The organism is Streptomyces sp. NPDC040589, from assembly GCF_055594445.1.
In genome coordinates this window covers 237,927-255,660 of the sequence record NZ_JBVIWP010000006.1, presented here as the reverse complement: position 1 = coordinate 255,660, position 17,734 = coordinate 237,927, and the positions used below count along the sequence as shown (strand labels likewise).

The 17,734-nt window shown below is 70.5% G+C and carries 16 protein-coding genes; 9 read left to right on the top strand and 7 right to left on the bottom strand.

The window, feature by feature from the left end; all coding sequences use genetic code 11:
* Nucleotides 1–54: 54 nt before the first annotated feature.
* Entirely contained in the window at nt 55–1,182 is a 1,128-nt protein-coding gene (locus tag ACZ58V_RS27080; protein WP_382828024.1) for a magnesium and cobalt transport protein CorA, read from the bottom strand.
* Nucleotides 1,183–1,422: 240 nt separating this feature from the next.
* On the opposite strand from ACZ58V_RS27080, the gene ACZ58V_RS27075 reads away from it, so the two are divergent.
* Nucleotides 1,423–2,214, top strand: a complete 792-nt coding sequence (locus tag ACZ58V_RS27075; RefSeq protein WP_471293050.1) for a methyltransferase domain-containing protein — start codon at nt 1,423–1,425, stop codon at nt 2,212–2,214.
* A gap of 116 nt (nt 2,215–2,330) precedes the next feature.
* Here ACZ58V_RS27075 and ACZ58V_RS27070 read toward each other — a convergent pair whose 3' ends face one another.
* Both ACZ58V_RS27070 and ACZ58V_RS27065 read right to left on the bottom strand, forming a co-directional pair.
* Nucleotides 2,331–3,284: a carbohydrate kinase family protein gene (locus ACZ58V_RS27070; protein ID WP_471293048.1), complete on the bottom strand. Its 954-nt coding sequence runs from the start codon at nt 3,282–3,284 to the stop codon at nt 2,331–2,333.
* Entirely contained in the window at nt 3,281–4,186 is a 906-nt protein-coding gene (locus ACZ58V_RS27065) for a pseudouridine-5'-phosphate glycosidase (protein ID WP_468193638.1), read from the bottom strand. Before ACZ58V_RS27065 ends, ACZ58V_RS27070 begins: the two co-directional genes overlap by 4 nt.
* A gap of 102 nt (nt 4,187–4,288) precedes the next feature.
* Between ACZ58V_RS27065 and ACZ58V_RS27060 the strand changes: the two genes are divergently transcribed.
* On the top strand, nt 4,289–4,717 hold the full coding sequence (locus tag ACZ58V_RS27060; protein ID WP_468193307.1) for a VOC family protein: 429 nt from the start codon (nt 4,289–4,291) through the stop codon (nt 4,715–4,717).
* Between the two features lie 39 nt (nt 4,718–4,756).
* Here the strand turns inward: ACZ58V_RS27060 and ACZ58V_RS27055 are convergent, their stop codons facing one another.
* Together ACZ58V_RS27055 and ACZ58V_RS27050 are read right to left on the bottom strand one after the other, a co-directional pair.
* Nucleotides 4,757–5,311, bottom strand: a complete 555-nt coding sequence (locus ACZ58V_RS27055; protein WP_468193306.1) for a methylated-DNA--[protein]-cysteine S-methyltransferase — start codon at nt 5,309–5,311, stop codon at nt 4,757–4,759.
* 76 nt (nt 5,312–5,387) lie between these two features.
* Nucleotides 5,388–6,260: a glycerophosphodiester phosphodiesterase gene (locus ACZ58V_RS27050; protein WP_468193304.1), complete on the bottom strand. Its 873-nt coding sequence runs from the start codon at nt 6,258–6,260 to the stop codon at nt 5,388–5,390.
* A 285-nt stretch (nt 6,261–6,545) separates the two neighbouring features.
* Between ACZ58V_RS27050 and ACZ58V_RS27045 the strand changes: the two genes are divergently transcribed.
* The 7 genes from ACZ58V_RS27045 to ACZ58V_RS27015 all read left to right on the top strand — a co-directional run bounded on the left by ACZ58V_RS27045 (nt 6,546) and on the right by ACZ58V_RS27015 (nt 15,249).
* Nucleotides 6,546–7,418, top strand: coding sequence for an MHYT domain-containing protein (locus ACZ58V_RS27045; RefSeq protein ID WP_468193302.1), 873 nt, complete (start codon nt 6,546–6,548; stop codon nt 7,416–7,418).
* A gap of 40 nt (nt 7,419–7,458) precedes the next feature.
* A complete protein-coding gene (gene uvrB, locus ACZ58V_RS27040; protein ID WP_471293044.1) occupies nt 7,459–9,606 on the top strand; it encodes an excinuclease ABC subunit UvrB in 2,148 nt (715 codons plus the stop codon).
* 139 nt (nt 9,607–9,745) lie between these two features.
* On the top strand, nt 9,746–10,324 hold the full coding sequence (locus tag ACZ58V_RS27035; RefSeq protein WP_215122167.1) for a TerD family protein: 579 nt from the start codon (nt 9,746–9,748) through the stop codon (nt 10,322–10,324).
* A gap of 77 nt (nt 10,325–10,401) precedes the next feature.
* Complete coding sequence (locus ACZ58V_RS27030) at nt 10,402–12,417, top strand: TerD family protein (RefSeq protein WP_471293040.1); 2,016 nt, start codon at nt 10,402–10,404, stop codon at nt 12,415–12,417.
* Between the two features lie 230 nt (nt 12,418–12,647).
* Entirely contained in the window at nt 12,648–13,649 is a 1,002-nt protein-coding gene (locus tag ACZ58V_RS27025) for a TerC/Alx family metal homeostasis membrane protein (protein WP_468193299.1), read from the top strand.
* A gap of 130 nt (nt 13,650–13,779) precedes the next feature.
* Complete coding sequence (locus tag ACZ58V_RS27020; RefSeq protein WP_471293037.1) at nt 13,780–14,082, top strand: hypothetical protein; 303 nt, start codon at nt 13,780–13,782, stop codon at nt 14,080–14,082.
* A 63-nt stretch (nt 14,083–14,145) separates the two neighbouring features.
* Nucleotides 14,146–15,249, top strand: a complete 1,104-nt coding sequence (locus ACZ58V_RS27015) for a calcium:cation antiporter (RefSeq protein ID WP_468193298.1) — start codon at nt 14,146–14,148, stop codon at nt 15,247–15,249.
* Here ACZ58V_RS27015 and ACZ58V_RS27010 read toward each other — a convergent pair.
* Both ACZ58V_RS27010 and ACZ58V_RS27005 read right to left on the bottom strand, forming a co-directional pair.
* Nucleotides 15,239–16,537 carry an MFS transporter gene (locus tag ACZ58V_RS27010; RefSeq protein ID WP_468193297.1) on the bottom strand — a complete coding sequence of 433 codons (1,299 nt, stop codon included), beginning with the start codon at nt 16,535–16,537 and terminating at the stop codon, nt 15,239–15,241. The two genes, ACZ58V_RS27015 and ACZ58V_RS27010, sit on opposite strands and share 11 nt — an antisense overlap.
* Before the next feature lie 92 nt (nt 16,538–16,629).
* Nucleotides 16,630–17,676 (bottom strand): S66 family peptidase, encoded by a 1,047-nt coding sequence (locus ACZ58V_RS27005; protein ID WP_471293034.1) that lies wholly within the window; start codon nt 17,674–17,676, stop codon nt 16,630–16,632.
* Between the last annotated feature and the right edge of the window lie 58 nt (nt 17,677–17,734).

Sequence of the window (17,734 nt, the reverse complement as noted above, 5' to 3'; positions counted from 1 at the left end):
CCGGGGCACCCGGAGGTCCCGCCCGCGGTCACTCCCCGGGCGTCACGGCCCGTGTCAGAGCCAGCCGCTGCGCCGGAACGCCCGGTACAGCGTCACGCACGCGACGGATATGACGCCGATGACCATGCCGTAGCCGTACCGCCAGTGCAGCTCCGGCATGTGCTCGAAGTTCATGCCGTACACCCCGCAGACCATCGTCGGCACGGCGATGATCGCGGCCCAGGCCGTGATCTTCCGCATGTCCTCGTTCTGAGCGACCGTGACCTGCGCGAGGTGCGCCTGCAGGATGGAGTTGAGCAGTTCGTCGAAGGAGGCGATCTGCTCCTTCGCCCGCAGCAGATGGTCCGAGACGTCGCGGAAGTACGCCTGTATCTCAGGATCGACCGCTCGGATCGGCCGGGTGGCGAGATCCTCCAGCGGGCGGCTGAGCGGCACCACGGCCCGCTTCAGCTCGAGGAGTTCACGCTTGAGCTGGTAGATGCGCCCCGGGTCGGCGCGCGCACCGGTCTCCGCGAAGACATCCGTCTCGACCTGGTCGATGTCCGCCTGCATCGAGTCCGTGACGGTCAGGTAGTCGTCGACCACGTGGTCCGCGATCGCGTGCAGCACCGCGGACGGGCCCTTGGCCAGCTGGCCGGGATCGGACTCCAGCTCCTCGCGCAGCGGACCCAGCGAGCCGTGCCGGCCGTGCCGCACCGTGATCACGAAGTCCTCGCCGACGAACACCATGATCTCGCCGGTGTTCACCACCTCGCTGGTGGCCGTGAGTTCCTCGTGCTCGACGTAGCAGACCGTCTTGAACACCGCGAAGAGCGTCTCCCCGTACCGCTCCAGCTTGGGGCGCTGGTGGGCCTCGACGGCGTCCTCGACGGCCAGCGGGTGCAGGTCGAAGAGCTCGGCGATGCCCGCGAACTCCTGGTCGGTCGGCTCGTGCAGCCCGAGCCAGACGAAGCCCTCCCGGCGCTTGCGCACCCGCTCCACGACATCCACCAGATCCCCGCGCACGGGGGTGCGGACACCGTCCCGGTACGTCACGCAGTTCACCACCGAGGAGCCCAGCGGGGAGCGGGCCGGGTGGCTCAGGTCGACGCGCGGGCGCCGCCTGGCCAGCCGAGCCACCTTGCGAAGGCCGCCGACCCCGCCGAGGCTCGTGACCTTCCGCAGATTCCCTGCCATGGACATCCGGATCTCCTCGCGTGAACTCCTCGCGCCGTTCCTGCGCCTTGGCGCGCCAGTCTGCCAGGCCCACGTGAGCTGCGGGTAAGGCTGTGGAAACGACTCATTCCGCTTTGTTCCCGGCTGTGGACGAACGACTCGCCGATGCCGTTGTCCTGAGACATCGACGCATGCGGGTGCGGTGCGGTTCTCCTTACCGGAGCGTCGACCATTACGGGTAAGTCGGACAACTGGGATGATCGCGGCATGACGCGAACCGATGGGTACCTCCTCGACAACCGGCAGACCGAGGCGGCAGAGCATTTCAGCGCCTTCGCCGCTCTCTTCGACCCGACGACGTTCCGGCATCTCGAAGCGCTCGGCGTCGGATCCGGCTGGCGCTGTTGGGAGGTCGGCGCCGGCGGCCCGTCCGTGGTGTCCTGGCTGGCGAAGAGGGTCGGCCCGACCGGACGCGTCGTCGCGACCGACACCGACACCTCACGGCTGGCCCGGGGCGCCCGGCCGCCCGTCGAGGTCCGCGTCCACGACCTCGGCGTACAGGACCCGCCGGGGGAGGGCTTCGACCTGGTGCACGCTCGCCTCGCCCTCGTCCACGTCACCGACCGGCAACGGGCGTTGCGGTCCATGGCCGGCTCTCTGCGCCCCGGCGGGCGCCTCCTCGTCGAGGACGTCGACCCCGCCCTTCAGCCCCTGCTCTGCCCCGATGAGTACGGCCCCGAGCAGCAGCTCGCGAACCGGCTGCGGCACAGCTTCCGCAAACTGCTCGCCGACCGCGGGACCGACCTCCCCTGCGGCCGCACCCTCCCGCGCCAGCTCCGGGAGGCCGGCCTGACCCGCGTCCACGCCGACGCCTACTTCCCTCTCGCCTCACCGGCCTGTGCGGCCCTGGAGTCCGCCACGATCCGCCAGATCCGCGACCAGCTGGTCACCGCGGGCCTCGCCACGGACCAGGACATCCAGCGGCACCTCATGAACGTCACGTCCGGCGCGCTCGACCTCACGACGCCACCGATGATCTCGGCGTGGGGACGCAAGTAGTAGCCAGGGGTGGTGCGGGCGTGGGGTGTCAGCCCGGGCCGGGGCGGTCTGCCCCGCATTAGCCGGGCAGAGGCGGCCTGCTCCGCACCAGCCGGGCAGAGGCGGTTTGCTCCGTATCAGCCGGGCAGAGGCGGCCTGCCGCCCACTTGCTCCACTGCCCGCGCACCCGCCCGGCAGCCCTCCTCCGCCGCCTCCTCCGGTCCGGCGCCCGCGAGCAGGGCGCCGAGGAACGTGCCGGTGAAGGCATCACCGGCGCCCGTGGTGTCCCGCGGCGTCGCCGGCACGGCGGGAACGCGGGCGCACACCTTCCCCGAGCGAGCCACGAGTGCTCCCTCGCGCCCCTGCTTCGCGACGACCAGCGGGATGCTCAGGCTCAGCTCGGCCGCCGCGTCGGCCGTGTCGGCCAGCCCCGTCAGCAGGCACGCCTCGTCCCGGCTGGGCAGCAGTACGTCCACGCCCTCCACGAGCGCCAGGAATCGCTCGACGCCCAGGTCGGTGAGGAACCCCGCCGACGCCGGGTCCAGACTCACCGGCACGCCACGCGCCTGTGCGGCCTTCACAGCCACCGTCACCAGGGCGCGACCCTGTTCCGAGAACAGGAGGTAGCCCGACAGGTGCAGCCGGGCCACCCCGTCGAGCAGCGCGTCCGACCAGTCGGCGGGTTCGAGCCGCAACGCCGCGCCGCTGTCGGTGAGGAACGTCCGCTCCGCCGAAGCGTCCCGGTCCACCAGGCAGATCACCGTGCCGGTCGGCGCCAGCGGGTCGACGACGAGCTGCGGGCGCACGCCGTGGGCCGCCAGTTCACGCTCGTGCCAGGCGGCCGTATCCGCGCCCACACGCCCGAGCAGCCGTACCTCCGCCGCACCCCGGAGTGCCGCCCAGCACGCCACGTTCGCGCCCGCGCCGCCCGGCACCGTCCGGATCGAGGCAACCGTGTCCGTGCCCGCCGCGAGCGGCCCCCGGTGCCGCGCGACGACATCGGTGATGACGTCCCCGACGACCAGCAGCGCCGCGCCCTCCACGGAGCGCTCTTCACAACCCGCGGGGCGGCCGGCCCCGGTCCCGGTCACCCCCGGGCCCAGGCCGCCGCGATCCGCGCCGCCAGACGCACATTGCCGCGGACCGCCGCCAGGTTGGCGCTCAGGGAGGCTCCGTCGGTGTGCCGCACCAGATAGTCGAGCAGGAACGGCGTGACCGCCTGGCCGGTGACCCCCTCCTCCTCGCACGCGTGCAGCGCGTCCGCGAGCACGCGCGCGTGCAGCTCCGGATCGAGCTGCTCCGCCTCGGGGACGGGGTTGGCGACGATCAGGGCCGACTCCGGCTCACCGAGCGCGTCCTGGGCCCGCATGACGCCCGCCACCTGCTCCGGCGTCCGCAGCGTCCAGTCCACCGGATGCCCCGAGTCGGACAGATAGAAGCCCGGGAACCGGTCGGTGCCGTAACCGGCCACCGCGACACCCAGCGTCTCCAGCCGCTGCAGGGTCGCCGGCACGTCCAGGATCGACTTCACCCCGGCACACACCACGGTGATCCGCGTCCGCGCCAGCAGACCCAGATCGGCCGACTCGTCCTGCGTCACCGTCCATTCCCGGTGCACCCCGCCGAGCCCGCCGGTCGCGAACACCCGGACGCCCGCCAGCGCCGCCAGCAGCGCGGTAGCCGACACCGTGGTCGCCCCGCTCGCTCCGGAGGAGAGCGCGAGCGGCAGATCACGGTGGCCCAGCTTGCGGATCCCGTCTTCGTTCGCGACCCGCTCCAGCTGCTCCTTGTCCAGTCCGACATGGGGCCGCCCGTCCAGCACGGCGATGGTCGCGGGCACCGCCCCCTCCTGCCGCACGGCCGTCTCCAGCTCCAGGGCCACCTGGAGGTTGCGCGGCCGAGGCAGCCCGTGGGCGATGATCGTGGACTCCAGGGCCACCACGGGCTGCCGCGCCTCGAGCGCCGCCCGTACCTCTTCCGACATCACCAGCACCACGCGCCTGCCTCCTGTCAGTCGGTCCTCCCTCATCTCTGGCGGGCGGCGCGCCGGGCCAAACCCTTGCGGGCTGTCACAGAGGTCACCAGCCTGGAGTGCATGACGGACCACACAGCACGCCTCGACCACGTCGTCCTCTGGGTGCGCGACCCGCTCGCCGCCGCCGACTTCTACGAGAAGGCCGTCGGCATGGAGCCGCTCAGGCGCACCGAGTTCGCCGCGGGCCAGGTGCCGTTCCCGTCCGTGCGCGTCAACGACGAGACCATCCTCGACCTCATGCCGCTGACCTTCGCGGAACGCATGAAGATGCTGCCCGGCGCCGCCGACAGCGCCGGCCACCCGGTCAACCACGTCTGCCTGTCCCTGCCCCGCGGCGACTTCGACGCCCTGCTCGGCCGCCTCGAGGAACGCGCCGTACCGGTGTCGGAGCTCTCGTACGACTCCTTCGGAGCCCGGGGCAAGGCCACCCGCAGCTTCTACTTCCGGGACCCGGACGGCAACGTCTTCGAGGCGCGGCACTACGACTGACTTCGAGGCGCGGCACTACCACCGACCGGGCCCGAGACCTCAGAAGAGAGGCTCGGGCAGCACCCCCTCCAGGGCGAGCAGTTTCCGCTTGGTCTCCAGTCCGCCCCCGAAGCCGCCGATCCCGCCGCCGCTCTCGACGACCCGGTGGCAGGGCACCACCACGGGCAGCGGGTTGGCGCCCATCGCCATGCCCACGGCCTGCGCGGCGCCCGGCTGACCGACCCGCCCGGCCAGATCGCCGTACCCCACGACCGTGCCGTACGGCACGCCCGAGGCCAGTTCGCGCAGGACCTCCCTGTTGAAGCCGGAGATCAGCGACCAGTCCAGCGGCAGGTCGAAGTCGCGCCGCTCACCCGCGAAGTACGCCGCGAGCTGGCGTATCGCCTCGGCCAGCAGTGGGGAGCCGGGCGCCCCGACGGGCTCGGTGCCGAGACGCGACGCCAGCCGCTCGACCGCCCGGTCCCGCACCGCGTCCGTGGCATGGAACACAACGCTGACCAGGCCCTCGCGGGTCGCGGCCAGCAGCAGCGGACCGATGCCGCTGTCGACGACGCACCACACGACCCGCTGCTCGACCTGCGCATGGCTGTCCATGCGCCCACCGTACGACCCACCACTGACAACGCCGCCGCGCCGGGAAGGCCGCCAGGCGGCCGCCGGGGGCGAGAGATCACCCGCCGACGGCCTCCCGCACCACATCCGGCTTGTTCGTGATGATCCCGTCGACGCCGTACCGGGCGACCCGCTGGGCGGTGGCCGCGTCGTCGACCGTCCAGGTGAAGACCTCCAAAGGCGTGCCGTGCGGTCCGTCGAACGCCTGCACGGCGGAGACGTACGCCGTGGAGAGTGAGCCGTACGACGGGTTGATCTGGTCGGCGAAGCCGGCATAGGCCGACAGGTCGGACACCGGCGGCGTCCCCAGGAACCCGGTCTTCACACCGGGCTTCAGCTCGTGCACCGTCCGCACGCTGTCCGCGCTGAAGCTCTGCACGATCAGCCGGCCCGCCAGATGCGACTTGTCGAGCCAGCCTTCGTTGCTGAGGACCTTGAGCGTCTGGCGCTCTATGCCCGGATAGAGCTCCGGGTTCTTGATCTCCAGGAGAAGCTTCTGGTGGTGCCGCTCGACGCGGTCCACGAACTGCTCCAGCGTCGGCACGCGCGCGCCCGCGTAGGCGGGGCCGAACCAACTGCCCGCGTCGAGACGGGCGATCTCGGCGGCGGTGAAGTCCTTCACCTTCCAGGGGGCCCGCCCGGGGAAGACCTCCTCGACATCGGTGGTGCGCCGCAGGTTGTCGTCGTGGACGACGACGAGCTCGCCGTCCCTGGTCTCCTGGACGTCGTTCTCCACCCAGGGGATGCCCAGCTCGGCCGCCTTGTCCACGGCGGCCAGCGTGTTCTCGGGCGCGTACGCGGAAGCGCCCCGATGGGCGATGACCTGCGGCGCCACCTCGGCGTCGGCGGCCCCGGCGGGGGAGACGGGGACGAGGAGAGCGGCGGTCCCCAGGAGTGCGGTGGTGGAGGCGGCAACGGCGCGCGCGTGCATGCGTACTCCTCGCGTGAGCGTTCGGCGACATCACAGACAGATCAACTGTGACAGCAGAGGGTCAACGCGAGAGGGGTGCAGGATGGCCACAGGTTGAACGCAGATGACCCAACTCCGGTCACTGGTGCCGCACAACTGGGGCAAGGCCGTGTTTCTTTGCCGGAAAGTCGTTCGACCATTCCGGTGGGAGTCATACTCTCTGCGTCAACCCTGACCGCTCGTGCGGTCCTGGGAGGGGGCACATCAGGAGTTCCGGGACGCAAAGGGCGGGAAGGACAGCCGCGCATGCAGGGCACGGTCGACGGATTCAGCTACGGCCTGGTCACACCCCTGGTGGCCTACCTCATGGCCTGCCTGGGCGGCGCCCTGGGGCTGCGGTGCACCAATAGATCCATGCTGGTCGCCCAGTCGTGGCGCCCCGGCTGGCTCGCCCTCGGCTCGGCCGCCATCGGCTCCGGCATATGGACCATGCACTTCGTCGCGATGATGGGGTTCACGGTCCGGGAGACCCCGATCCACTACGACAAGGCGATGACCTTCGCGAGCCTCGCCGTGGCGATCGTCATGGTGGGCGTCGGGGTCTTCATCGTGGGCTACAAGGGTGCCCGGGGAACGGCCCTCTTCACCGGGGGCACCATCACCGGTCTGGGCATAGCGTCGATGCACTACCTCGGCATGGCCAGCATGCGCCTGGACGGGAAGCTGGAGTACAACACCTTCACCGTCGGCATCTCCGTCGCGATCGCCATGTGCGCCGCCACCGCCGCGCTGTGGGCGGCCGGCCAGGTCAGGGGATTCCTCTGGAGCGTGGGTGCCAGCCTCGTCATGGGGCTCGCCGTCAGCGGCATGCACTACACCGGCATGGCCGCCCTCGACGTCCACCTCCACGGCACTTCCGCACCCACCTCGGGAGAGTCGCCCGCGGCCCTGCTCGCGCCCATGCTGATCGGCCCGCTCGCCTTCCTCCTGCTCGCCGGTGTCGTGGTGATGTTCGACCCGCTGATGGTCATGGGGAAGCCCGCCGTCGCCCCCGTCGAGCAGAAGCCCGGCATCCCCGCCCACTCCCACAGCGCCGTCCACCACTCCGCGCACCGACTGCGGTTCCGCCCCCGCCGTCCCGTGGAGCACAGCCGCTCCCGAACCCCGCAGAAGCACTGATCGGAGCCCGTTGTCAGTGCGGGGTCGTACGGTGGATTCCATGCGGCCCGTTTCCCAGATCGAACGCACGGTGGCGCCCTTCGAGGTCGTCAGCCCCTACCAGCCGAACGGCGACCAGCCGACGGCCATCGCCGATCTCGCCCGGCGCGTCCAGGCAGGCGAGAAGGACGTCGTCCTGCTCGGCGCGACCGGCACCGGCAAGTCCGCCACCACCGCGTGGATGATCGAGAAGCTTCAGCGCCCCACACTCGTGATGGCGCCGAACAAGACGCTGGCCGCCCAGCTGGCGAACGAGTTCCGCGAGCTGCTCCCGAACAACGCCGTCGAGTACTTCGTCTCGTACTACGACTACTACCAGCCCGAGGCATACGTCCCGCAGTCGGACACCTACATCGAGAAGGACTCCTCGATCAACGAGGAGGTCGAGCGCCTGCGCCACTCCGCGACCAACTCGCTGCTCACCCGCCGTGACGTCGTGGTGGTCGCCTCGGTCTCCTGCATCTACGGCCTGGGTACGCCGCAGGAGTACGTGGACCGCATGGTCCCCCTCAAGGTCGGTGACGAGTTCGACCGGGACGAGCTGCTGCGCCGCTTCGTGGACATCCAGTACACGCGCAACGACATGGCCTTCGCCCGCGGCACCTTCCGCGTCCGCGGCGACACCATCGAGATCTTCCCGGTCTACGAGGAGCTGGCCGTCCGCATCGAGATGTTCGGCGACGAGATCGAGGCGCTGTCCACCCTCCACCCGCTCACCGGCGAGATCATCAGCGACGACCAGCAGCTGTACGTCTTCCCGGCCTCCCACTACGTCGCAGGGCCCGAGCGGCTGGAGCGGGCGGTCAACGACATCGAGAAGGAGCTGGGCGAGCGCCTCGCGGAACTGGAGAAGCAGGGCAAGCTCCTGGAGGCCCAGCGCCTCAGGATGCGCACCACGTACGACATCGAGATGCTCCGCCAGATCGGCTCCTGCTCCGGCGTCGAGAACTACTCGATGCACTTCGACGGCCGCCTGCCCGGCTCCCCGCCCAACACCCTGCTGGACTACTTCCCGGACGACTTCCTCCTCGTCATCGACGAGTCGCACGTCACGGTGCCCCAGATCGGCGCCATGTACGAGGGCGACGCCTCCCGCAAGCGCACCCTCGTCGACCACGGCTTCCGGCTGCCCTCCGCCCTGGACAACCGCCCTCTGAAGTGGGAGGAGTTCCAGGAACGCATCGACCAGACGGTCTACCTGTCCGCGACCCCCGGAAAGTACGAGCTCTCCCGCGGGGACGGCGTCGTCGAGCAGATCATCCGCCCCACCGGCCTGGTCGACCCGGAGGTCGTCGTCAAGCCCACCGAGGGCCAGATCGACGACCTGGTGCACGAGATCCGGACGCGCACCGACAAGGACGAGCGCGTCCTGGTCACCACGCTCACCAAGAAGATGGCCGAGGACCTCACGGACTACTTCCTGGAGCTGGGCATCCAGGTGCGCTATCTGCACAGCGACGTCGACACCCTGCGCCGCGTCGAGCTGCTGCGTGAGCTGCGCGCCGGCGAATACGACGTGCTCGTCGGCATCAACCTCCTGAGGGAGGGCCTCGACCTGCCCGAGGTGTCCCTGGTGGCGATCCTGGACGCCGACAAGGAGGGCTTCCTGCGCTCCGGCACCTCCCTGATCCAGACCATCGGCCGTGCCGCGCGCAACGTCTCGGGCCAGGTCCACATGTACGCCGACAAGATCACCCCGGCGATGGAGAAGGCCATCGACGAGACCAACCGGCGCCGGGAGAAGCAGATCGCGTACAACACGGAACAGGGCATCGACCCCCAGCCCCTCCGCAAGAAGATCAACGACATCGTCGCCCAGATCGCCCGCGAGGACATCGACACCGAGCAGCTGCTCGGCTCGGGCTACCGCAAGGGACGCAAGGACGGCGGAGGCGCCAAGGCGCCCGTGCCCTCCCTGGGCGGCAAGGCCGCCGAGGGGGCCAAGCCCGCCAAGGGCAGGGGCAAGGCCAAGGAGACGGTGCCGACCGACCGCCCCGCGGCCGAACTCACCGAGCAGATCGAGGAGCTGACCACGCGCATGCGGGCCGCCGCCGCGGACCTCCAGTTCGAGATCGCGGCCCGGCTGCGCGACGAAGTCTCCGAGATGAAGAAGGAACTGCGCCAGATGAAGGAGGCGGGCCTGGCCTGACAGCGGACCGCGTACGCGCAGTGTTGCAAGACCGACACAAAGCGCCGACCGGGGTACGTCACTGTCAGTGCCGCTGCGTAGGGTTCTGGTCAACCGCGAATGCGCGGCAACAGGGGACGTTCGAGAGGGGAATCAGCGCGTGACCGTCAACATGACCAAGGGTCAGGCCATCAGTCTTCAGAAGAACGACGGCGGCAGCCTGACCGCGGTGCGGATGGGTCTCGGCTGGCAGGCGGCTCCCCGGCGCGGCCTGTTCGGCTCACGGACGCGCGAGGTCGACCTCGACGCCTCCGCCGTCCTGTTCGCGGACAAGCAGCCGGTCGACGTCGTCTTCTTCCGTCACCTGGTGAGCGACGACGGCTCGGTGCGCCACACCGGCGACAACCTCGTCGGCGGTGTCGGCCAGGGCGGCGACGACGAGGCCATCCTCGTCGACCTCTCCCGCGTCCCGGTCCACATCGACCAGATCGTCTTCACCGTGAACTCCTTCACGGGCCAGACGTTCCAGGAGGTGCAGAACGCGTTCTGCCGCCTGGTCGACGAGACCAACGGCCAGGAGCTCGCCCGCTACACGCTGGCCGGCGGCGGCCAGTACACGGCCCAGATCATGGCGAAGGTGCACCGCTCGGGCTCGGGCTGGTCGATGACGGCCCTGGGCAACCCGGCCAACGGCCGTACCTTCCAGGACCTCATGCCGACGATTCTGCCCGTCCTCTAAGGCCCCAGGGGCACCCGCTCGGGGCGGGCCGGCGGGCGGCACACGACACCACACAACGACACAGGGGGACGAAGGCGATGACGGCCGAGCTGGTGCGGGGGCAGAACCACCCGCTCTCCCAGGCCCGTCTCGAGATCCGGGTCTCGGCCGGCACACCGATCGTGGCTGCGGCCGCGCTCAGCGACGAGACCGGCAGGATCCACGGCGTGGAATGGGTGGCCCATCCGGGTGCCCCCACCCAGCCCGGTCTCGAGGTCTCCCGGCAGGCCGCCGCCGACCACCGCCTCGCGGTGGACCTGGACGCCCTGCCGGAGGCTGTCCACCGTGTCGGCGTGCTGCTCGCCCTTCCCGCCGGTGGGGCGGGCCCGGTCCGCTTCGGCGCCGTCGCCGCCCCGTTCGTCGCCGTCACCGGCCTCGACGGCGGCGAGATCGCCAGCTACACCCTCACCGGCCTGGACAGCGAGTCGGCCGTGGTCGCCCTGGAGCTCTACCGCCGCCAGGGCGTCTGGAAGGTGCGCGCCGTCGGCCAGGGCTACGCGGGCGGCCTCGCCGAACTCCTCACCGACCAGGGCCTGCCCCAGGCTCACCAACTGGCCGGCAGCATCAACGAGGCGGTGGCCCAAGGGCTGGCCCGCTCGGTGCAGGCGCCCCCGCCGCGCACCGCGGACGGCGACCGTTCCCGCCAGACAGCGACCCCGGCCCTCGGCCAGGACCAGGGCGGCACCGTGCCCCAGGGCGCTCCCGGCCCCGTACCACCCACGTCCCCTTACGGCGGGCAGCCGCCCGGCGTGCCGGGGCAGCCCGCACCGCAGCCGACGTATCCCGGCACGGCGCCGGACCCTTCCGCCGTCACCCAGCCGTCCGTGCCGACCGCGGGCAGCCCGATCGACTACAGCCATCCGCGCCGCCAGAACGCCGCTCCGCCCCCGCCTCCGCCCACCGCACCCCCGGCTGCGCCCGGGCAGCCCGCCCAGCCCGTGGCGGGCGACGCGACCGGCTGGTCCATGGAGGAGCGTCTCTACAACCAGGTGTGGGGCATGTTCGAGGACCTGGCCCGTACCACCGCCGCCTACCGCAGCGCCGTCGACTTCGCCGAGTCCCGCATGGACAAGGAGCTCGAACAGGTCCTGTCCGACCCGCGCAGCCGGATCGGCGGGCAGGGCGACGCCGCCCGTGAGGCGGCCCGCGCCCGGCACGCACAGCTCGTCGACCAGGCCAGGGAGGCCCTCGACCGGGACATCGCCCAGCTCACGGCAGAGGCCGACGTCGTCGAACCGGCTCTGCCGCCGGCGTACGCCCGCTGGGACAACCCCGTGTGGCATACCTACCGGCCGCCGATGGAGATCCCCATGGCCCTGCGCCTGGGCGACCTCCGTCTCCCCGAGGCCGACCGGATCCGCATCCCGATGCTGGTCCGGCTGCCGCTGGAGCGGGGTCTGTGGATCGACAGCGGCCACACCGGATCATCCGACGGTCTGTTCACCGACTCGCATGCCCTGGGGCGTCTCGCCATGGACACGGCGGTCGCGCACGCGGCCCGGCTGCTCGCCGCCTATCCCGCGAGTGAGTTCACCGTTCATGTCATCGACCCGGCCGGCTCGGGAGCGCAGCCGCTGGTACCTCTCGTGCAGAGCGGTGTGCTCGCGGCCCCGCCCGCGCTCGGCGCCGCAGGCGTGGCGGACGTGCTGGGGCGGCTCACCCAGCGGGTCGACCTGGTGCAGATGGCGGTGCGCGGAGGCGCCGCCGACTCCTTGCCACCCGGCTTCGACACCTCGCAGCAGTTGCTGATCGTCAACGACTTCCCGCACGGATTCGACGACCGCGCCGTGAACCAGCTGCGCTACCTCGCCGACGAGGGCCCCGCCTTCGGCGTGCACCTGATGATGGTGGCCGACCGTGAGGAGTCCTCCGGATACGGGCCTTTGCTCGACCCGCTGTGGCGTTCGCTGTTGCGATTGACGCCGGTGCCCGACGACCACCTCGCCGACCCGTGGGTCGGTCATGCCTGGACCTACGAGCCGTCGCTGGTGCCGCCCGGCAGTCAGGTCCTCCAGCAGGTGCTCTCCCAAGTCGCGGCCGCCCGCACCAAGTAGTTGTAAAGCCTCCCGACCTGGGGTTTTGATCCTCTTTTTGCCAAGCGCTTTACCTGTTCTTGGTGATTGGGGTAATGTTGACGGCACGGAGGGGAGTACTCCCTGTCTGCTGCGACGTACCCGTCAATACGGATCAGGCCAGATCCCGGGGCGTCGGCCCATCGTTGGGTGGAAGAGACCTCCGGCAGCGACGACGCTGACATTTGCCGTTAACGACTGCCGGAGGCGCAGTGGATGTTTCCGTGACCCTATGGGTCCTGACGATCGTGGGTCTTGCCGCCCTGATCGCGGTCGACTTCTTCATTGGCCGCAAACCGCACGACGTGTCGATCAAGGAAGCCGGGATCTGGACGATCGTCTGGATCGTGCTGGCCGCGCTCTTCGGGCTCGGTCTGCTGGTGTTCGGCGGCGGCCAGCCCGCCGGCGAGTTCTTCGCGGGCTTCATCACAGAGAAGTCGCTGAGCGTCGACAACCTCTTCGTCTTCGTCCTGATCATGGCGAAGTTCGCGGTGCCCTCGCAGTACCAGCAGCGCGTTCTCCTGATCGGTGTCCTCATAGCCCTGGTCCTGCGGGCCATCTTCATCGCGGCCGGCGCGGCGATCCTCGCCAGTTTCGCGTGGGTGTTCTACATCTTCGGCGCCTTCCTCATCTGGACCGCCTGGAAGCTCATCCAGGAGGCCCGCGCTGACGAGGAGGACGAGGACTGGGAGGAGAACAAGCTGCTCAAGGCCGCCGAGCGCCGCTTCGGTGTGGCTGACCGCTACCACGGCACCAAGCTGTGGATCGAGGAGAACGGCAAGCGGGTCATGACCCCGATGCTGGTCGTGATGCTCGCGATCGGCACCACCGACGTCCTGTTCGCCCTCGACTCCATCCCCGCGATCTTCGGCCTGACGCAGGACCCGTACATCGTCTTCACGGCCAACGCGTTCGCCCTGATGGGTCTGCGTCAGCTGTACTTCCTCATCGGCGGCCTGCTGAGGAAGCTGGTCCACCTCAGCTACGGTCTGTCGATCATCCTGGGCTTCATCGGTGTGAAGCTGGTGCTCCACGCCCTGCACGAGTCCGGGGTGCACGTCCCCGAGATCAGCATTCCGGTATCGCTCGGAGTGATCTGCGCCGTCCTGATCGTCACCACGATCACCAGCCTGCTGGCTTCCAAGAAGCAGGCGGCGGCCGAGGCGGCGCAGGGGGAGAGCGGAAGCGCTCCGAAGGACAGTATCGACGTCTGACCGCGTCGGACGTAGGAACAACCATCACCGGGACCGGTGGTCGGCGAATTGCCGACTGCCGGTCCCGGTGCTTGCTTGTTTCCTGAGCGTGTTCCCCGGTCCGGGGGCGCCGTGGCCGGCTGGAGGTGCCATGAAGTTCGTGCAGATCATCGACTTCGAGACCGAGCGCTTGGACGAGATGGAGCAGATTTTCGAGGACGCGGAGCGGCGCTTCGCCGGCCGGACGGGCGGCCCCACCCACCGCACGCTCCTGAAGGACCGCGACAACCCCCGCCGCTATCTGGCGCTGATCGAGTTCGAGTCGTTCGACGAGGCCATGCGCATCAGCGAGGACCCCGAGACCGGCCGCATGGCGGAGCATCTGGGCGCGCTGTGCATCGGCGAGCGGGTCTACACCAACTGCGACCTCCTGGACGCGAGTGAACTCAAGTAGGCCCTGGCTCGGGCCCCGCGCGACCGGAGTGCGGGGCCCTTGCCCCTCTGCGACGATCACTGCATGATCGCTCGGCGCAGGCCGCCGCTCACGGCACAGTGGACGACCCTGGTGCCCGTGCTCGCGGCCGTGTTGCTGGTCCTGACCTGGGGGCGCGATCTGCCCGCGGCTGTCGTCGCGCTGGTGACCCTGGTCCTGGCGGGAGCTGTTCTGTCCGCCGTCCAACATGCCGAGGTGGTGGCGCACCGGGTCGGTGAACCGTTCGGCTCCCTCGTTCTCGCCGTCGCCGTCACGATCATCGAGGTCGCCCTCATCGTCACCCTGATGGTCGACGGCGGGGACAAGAGCGCGACACTGGCCCGCGACACGGTCTTCGCAGCCGTGATGATCACCTGCAACGGCATCGTCGGCCTGTGCCTGCTGGTCGCCTCGCTGCGGCACGGCACGGCCGTCTTCAACCCAGAGGGCACCGGCGCCGCACTCGCGACCGTCGCGACCCTGGCCACGCTCAGCCTGGTGCTGCCGACGTTCACCACGAGCAAACCGGGCCCGGAGTTCTCCACCGTCCAGCTGACCTTCGCGGCGGTCTCCTCGCTGATCCTGTACGGCCTGTTCGTCGCGACGCAGACCGTGCGGCACCGGGACTACTTCCTGCCGATCACCCGGCAGGGCGACGTGATCACCGCCGAGGAGCACGCCGCGGCGCCGACTGCCCGTACCGCCCTGATCAGCCTGGGACTGCTGGGCCTGGCGTTGATCGGCGTGGTCGGCCTGGCCAAGGGTGTGTCGCCCACCATCGAGTCCGGGGTGGAGGCCGCAGGGCTGCACCAGGCCGTGGTCGGCGTGATCATCGCGCTGCTGGTACTGCTCCCGGAGACCATCGCCGCACTGCGCTCCGCACGCCGCGACCGTGTGCAGACCAGCCTTAACCTCGCCCTCGGCTCGGCCATGGCCAGCATCGGCCTGACCATCCCCGCCGTCGCGCTCGCGTCCGTGTGGCTGTCCGGCCCGCTGGTGCTCGGCCTCGGCGCCACGCACATGGTGCTGCTCGCCCTGACCGTGGTGGTGGCCTCCCTGACGGTGGTCCCGGGCCGCGCCACACCGCTCCAGGGCGGGGTCCATCTGGTCCTGTTCGCGGCGTACCTGGAACTGGCGATCAACCCGTAGGCGCCTCAGCCTCCGCCCCGGCCTCAGCCTTCGCCCCCGCCTCCACCGGCACCGGACGCGTCTCCGGCAGCAGCGCGAAACACCCCAGGCTGACCAGCGCGATCGCCGTCAGATACGCGGCCACGCCCCAGGGCACCCGCCCGCCCTGCTCGGCGAGCGCCGTCGCCACGATCGGCGTGAGAGCGCCCCCGAGGACGCCGCCGAGGTTGTAGCCGACGGCGGCGCCGGTGCAGCGCACCCGCGGCTCGTACAGCTCGGGCAGATACGCGGCGATCACGGCGAACATCGTGATGAACGAGAGCATCGCGCCGAGGAAGCCGAGGAACATCGGCAGCGGCGTTCCGGTGGCGAGGAGCGCGACCATCGGGAACATCCACAGGGCGGCCGCCGCGCACCCGGCCAGGCACATGGGTCGTCGGCCGTAGCGGTCCCCGAGCATCGCCACCAGCGGCGTGAGCGCGCCCTTCACGACCACCGCGCCCATGATGCAGGTCAGCATGACACTGCGGCTCACCCCGAGCCGTTCCGTCCCGTAGGCGAGGGACCAGGTCGTCACGGCGTAGAAGATCGCGTAGCCGATCGCGAGCGCTCCGCCGGTCAGCAGGAGGAGACGCCAGTGGTCGCGCATGACCTCGGCGATGGGCACGCGCGCGTGGTCGTCGAGTTCGAGGAAGCTGGGGCTCTCGGCGAGCGACGAGCGCAGCCACAGCCCCACAACCGCCAGTACCCCCGCCGCCCAGAACGGCACCCGCCAGCCCCACGCGGCGAACTGCGCCTCGGAGAGCGTCGCCGACAGCCCCAGCACCACACCGTTGGCGAGCAGGAACCCCAGGGCGGGCCCGACCTGCGGGAAGCTCGACCACAGCCCGCGTCGCTCGGCGGGCGCGTGCTCCACCGTCAGCAGCACCGCTCCGCCCCACTCCCCGCCGAGCCCCAGCCCCTGCAGGAAGCGCAGCACCAGGAGCAGCAGGGGAGCGGCCACGCCGATCGTGTCGTAGGTCGGCACACAGCCGACCGCGACCGTGGAGGCGCCGGTGAGCAGCAGGGAGGCGACGAGGACCGGCCGCCGTCCACGCCGGTCCCCGATGTGCCCGAACAGCACCGACCCGAGCGGCCGCGCCACGAAGCCCACGCCGAAGGTGGCGAAGGCGGCCAGCGTCCCGGCCACCGGCGAGAACGTCGGGAAGAACAGCGGACCCAGGATGAGGGCCGCCGCGGTCCCGTAGACGAAGAAGTCGTAGAACTCGATGGCCGTGCCGGCGAGCGATGCGGCCGCTAGGCGCGGCATGGAGGGTGCCCTTACGGTGCGTACGTCGTGCATGCCGCGTCAACTACCCACGGTGACGGTGGGTTACGGGGGCGCGCGGGGGCTCGGGGCCCTCAGTAGGTGACCGTGATGCGCCGGGCCGGTCCGTCCACGCGCACGGTGCCGCCGTACGGGATGACCAGTTGCGGATCGGTGTGCCCGAAGTCCACGTCGAAGACGATCGTGGTGTCGGGAGCGTAGGCCCGCATGGCGCGCACAACCGCCTCACGCTGGTCGGACGCGTAACGAGCGGCCTCCTCCGGGGCGTTGGGCCGCTCGAAGGACCAGGTCTTGGGGCGGCCCATCAGCAGCGCCGGGAAGCGCTGGAGCAGCCCGCGCTCGCCCATGGTGCGCAGGGTGCTGAAGACCTCCGTGGCACTCGGCATGTCCTCCGAGGTCTCCAGCAGGAGCACACCGCCGTCGTACTCGGACGGGTCGTGCGCGATCTCGCGGTCGGCCATCAGCAGCCAGCCGAGGATCTCCAGGCAGCCGCCCCAACTGCGGCCCTCCACCACACGGTCGGCGTTGACCCAGGTCCAGCCGGTCCCGTGCCGGGTCTCCGGCTCGGCATCGAAGGTCGCCGGGTCAGCCCAGTCCCGGTCGATGTCACGCCATCGCTCGGCGGGCTTCAGCTCGTACGGGCCGGAGGTGAACAGGGCCGCACGCAGGGAGTCGGCGGTCTGCGGGTGCAGGGCACCAGGACGGCCGAGCTCGCACATGACGCTCCCGCCGTGGTATCCGACGATGCCGCTGTTGCGCAGGAAGGCGAGCAGGTTGGTGTTGTCGCTCATCCCGAAGAACGGCTTCGGGTTCGCCCGGATCAACTCCCGGTCCAGCAGCGGCAGCACGGTGATCTGGTCGTCCCCGCCGATCGACGCGATGACCGCCTTGATGTCCGGATCGGAGAAGGCGGCGTGGATGTCGTCGGCCCGCTCCCGGGGCGTCGAGCCCATCTTGCGCGTCGCCGGATACTCGACCGGCTCCAGCCCGTACTCCTTGCGCAGCCGCTCCAGTCCCAGCTCGTAGGGGAGCGGGAAGAGCCCCGGCAGGCCGGAGGAGGGGGAGATCACGGCGATACGGTCACCGGGCGACGGCTTGGGCGGGTAGGAGAGGCTCGTCATGCCGGGAGGCTATGGCCCGGCGGGCTGTCGGCGCACCGTGATAAACCGGGTCCGAGCA

What these genes read in the sequence shown, in the direction of transcription:
- ACZ58V_RS27030 (WP_471293040.1), top strand. Translation starts at nt 10,402, where the DNA reads ATGACGGCCGAGCTGGTGCGGGGGCAGAACCACCCGCTCTCCCAGGCC.
- ACZ58V_RS27060 (WP_468193307.1), top strand. Translation starts at nt 4,289, where the DNA reads ATGACGGACCACACAGCACGCCTCGACCACGTCGTCCTCTGGGTGCGC.
- ACZ58V_RS27020 (WP_471293037.1), top strand. Translation starts at nt 13,780, where the DNA reads ATGAAGTTCGTGCAGATCATCGACTTCGAGACCGAGCGCTTGGACGAG.
- ACZ58V_RS27010 (WP_468193297.1), bottom strand. Translation starts at nt 16,537, where the DNA reads ATGCCGCGCCTAGCGGCCGCATCGCTCGCCGGCACGGCCATCGAGTTC.
- ACZ58V_RS27050 (WP_468193304.1), bottom strand. Translation starts at nt 6,260, where the DNA reads ATGCACGCGCGCGCCGTTGCCGCCTCCACCACCGCACTCCTGGGGACC.
- ACZ58V_RS27080 (WP_382828024.1), bottom strand. Translation starts at nt 1,182, where the DNA reads ATGTCCATGGCAGGGAATCTGCGGAAGGTCACGAGCCTCGGCGGGGTC.
- ACZ58V_RS27075 (WP_471293050.1), top strand. Translation starts at nt 1,423, where the DNA reads ATGACGCGAACCGATGGGTACCTCCTCGACAACCGGCAGACCGAGGCG.
- uvrB (WP_471293044.1), top strand. Translation starts at nt 7,459, where the DNA reads ATGCGGCCCGTTTCCCAGATCGAACGCACGGTGGCGCCCTTCGAGGTC.
- ACZ58V_RS27045 (WP_468193302.1), top strand. Translation starts at nt 6,546, where the DNA reads ATGCAGGGCACGGTCGACGGATTCAGCTACGGCCTGGTCACACCCCTG.
- ACZ58V_RS27055 (WP_468193306.1), bottom strand. Translation starts at nt 5,311, where the DNA reads ATGGACAGCCATGCGCAGGTCGAGCAGCGGGTCGTGTGGTGCGTCGTC.
- ACZ58V_RS27015 (WP_468193298.1), top strand. Translation starts at nt 14,146, where the DNA reads ATGATCGCTCGGCGCAGGCCGCCGCTCACGGCACAGTGGACGACCCTG.
- ACZ58V_RS27005 (WP_471293034.1), bottom strand. Translation starts at nt 17,676, where the DNA reads ATGACGAGCCTCTCCTACCCGCCCAAGCCGTCGCCCGGTGACCGTATC.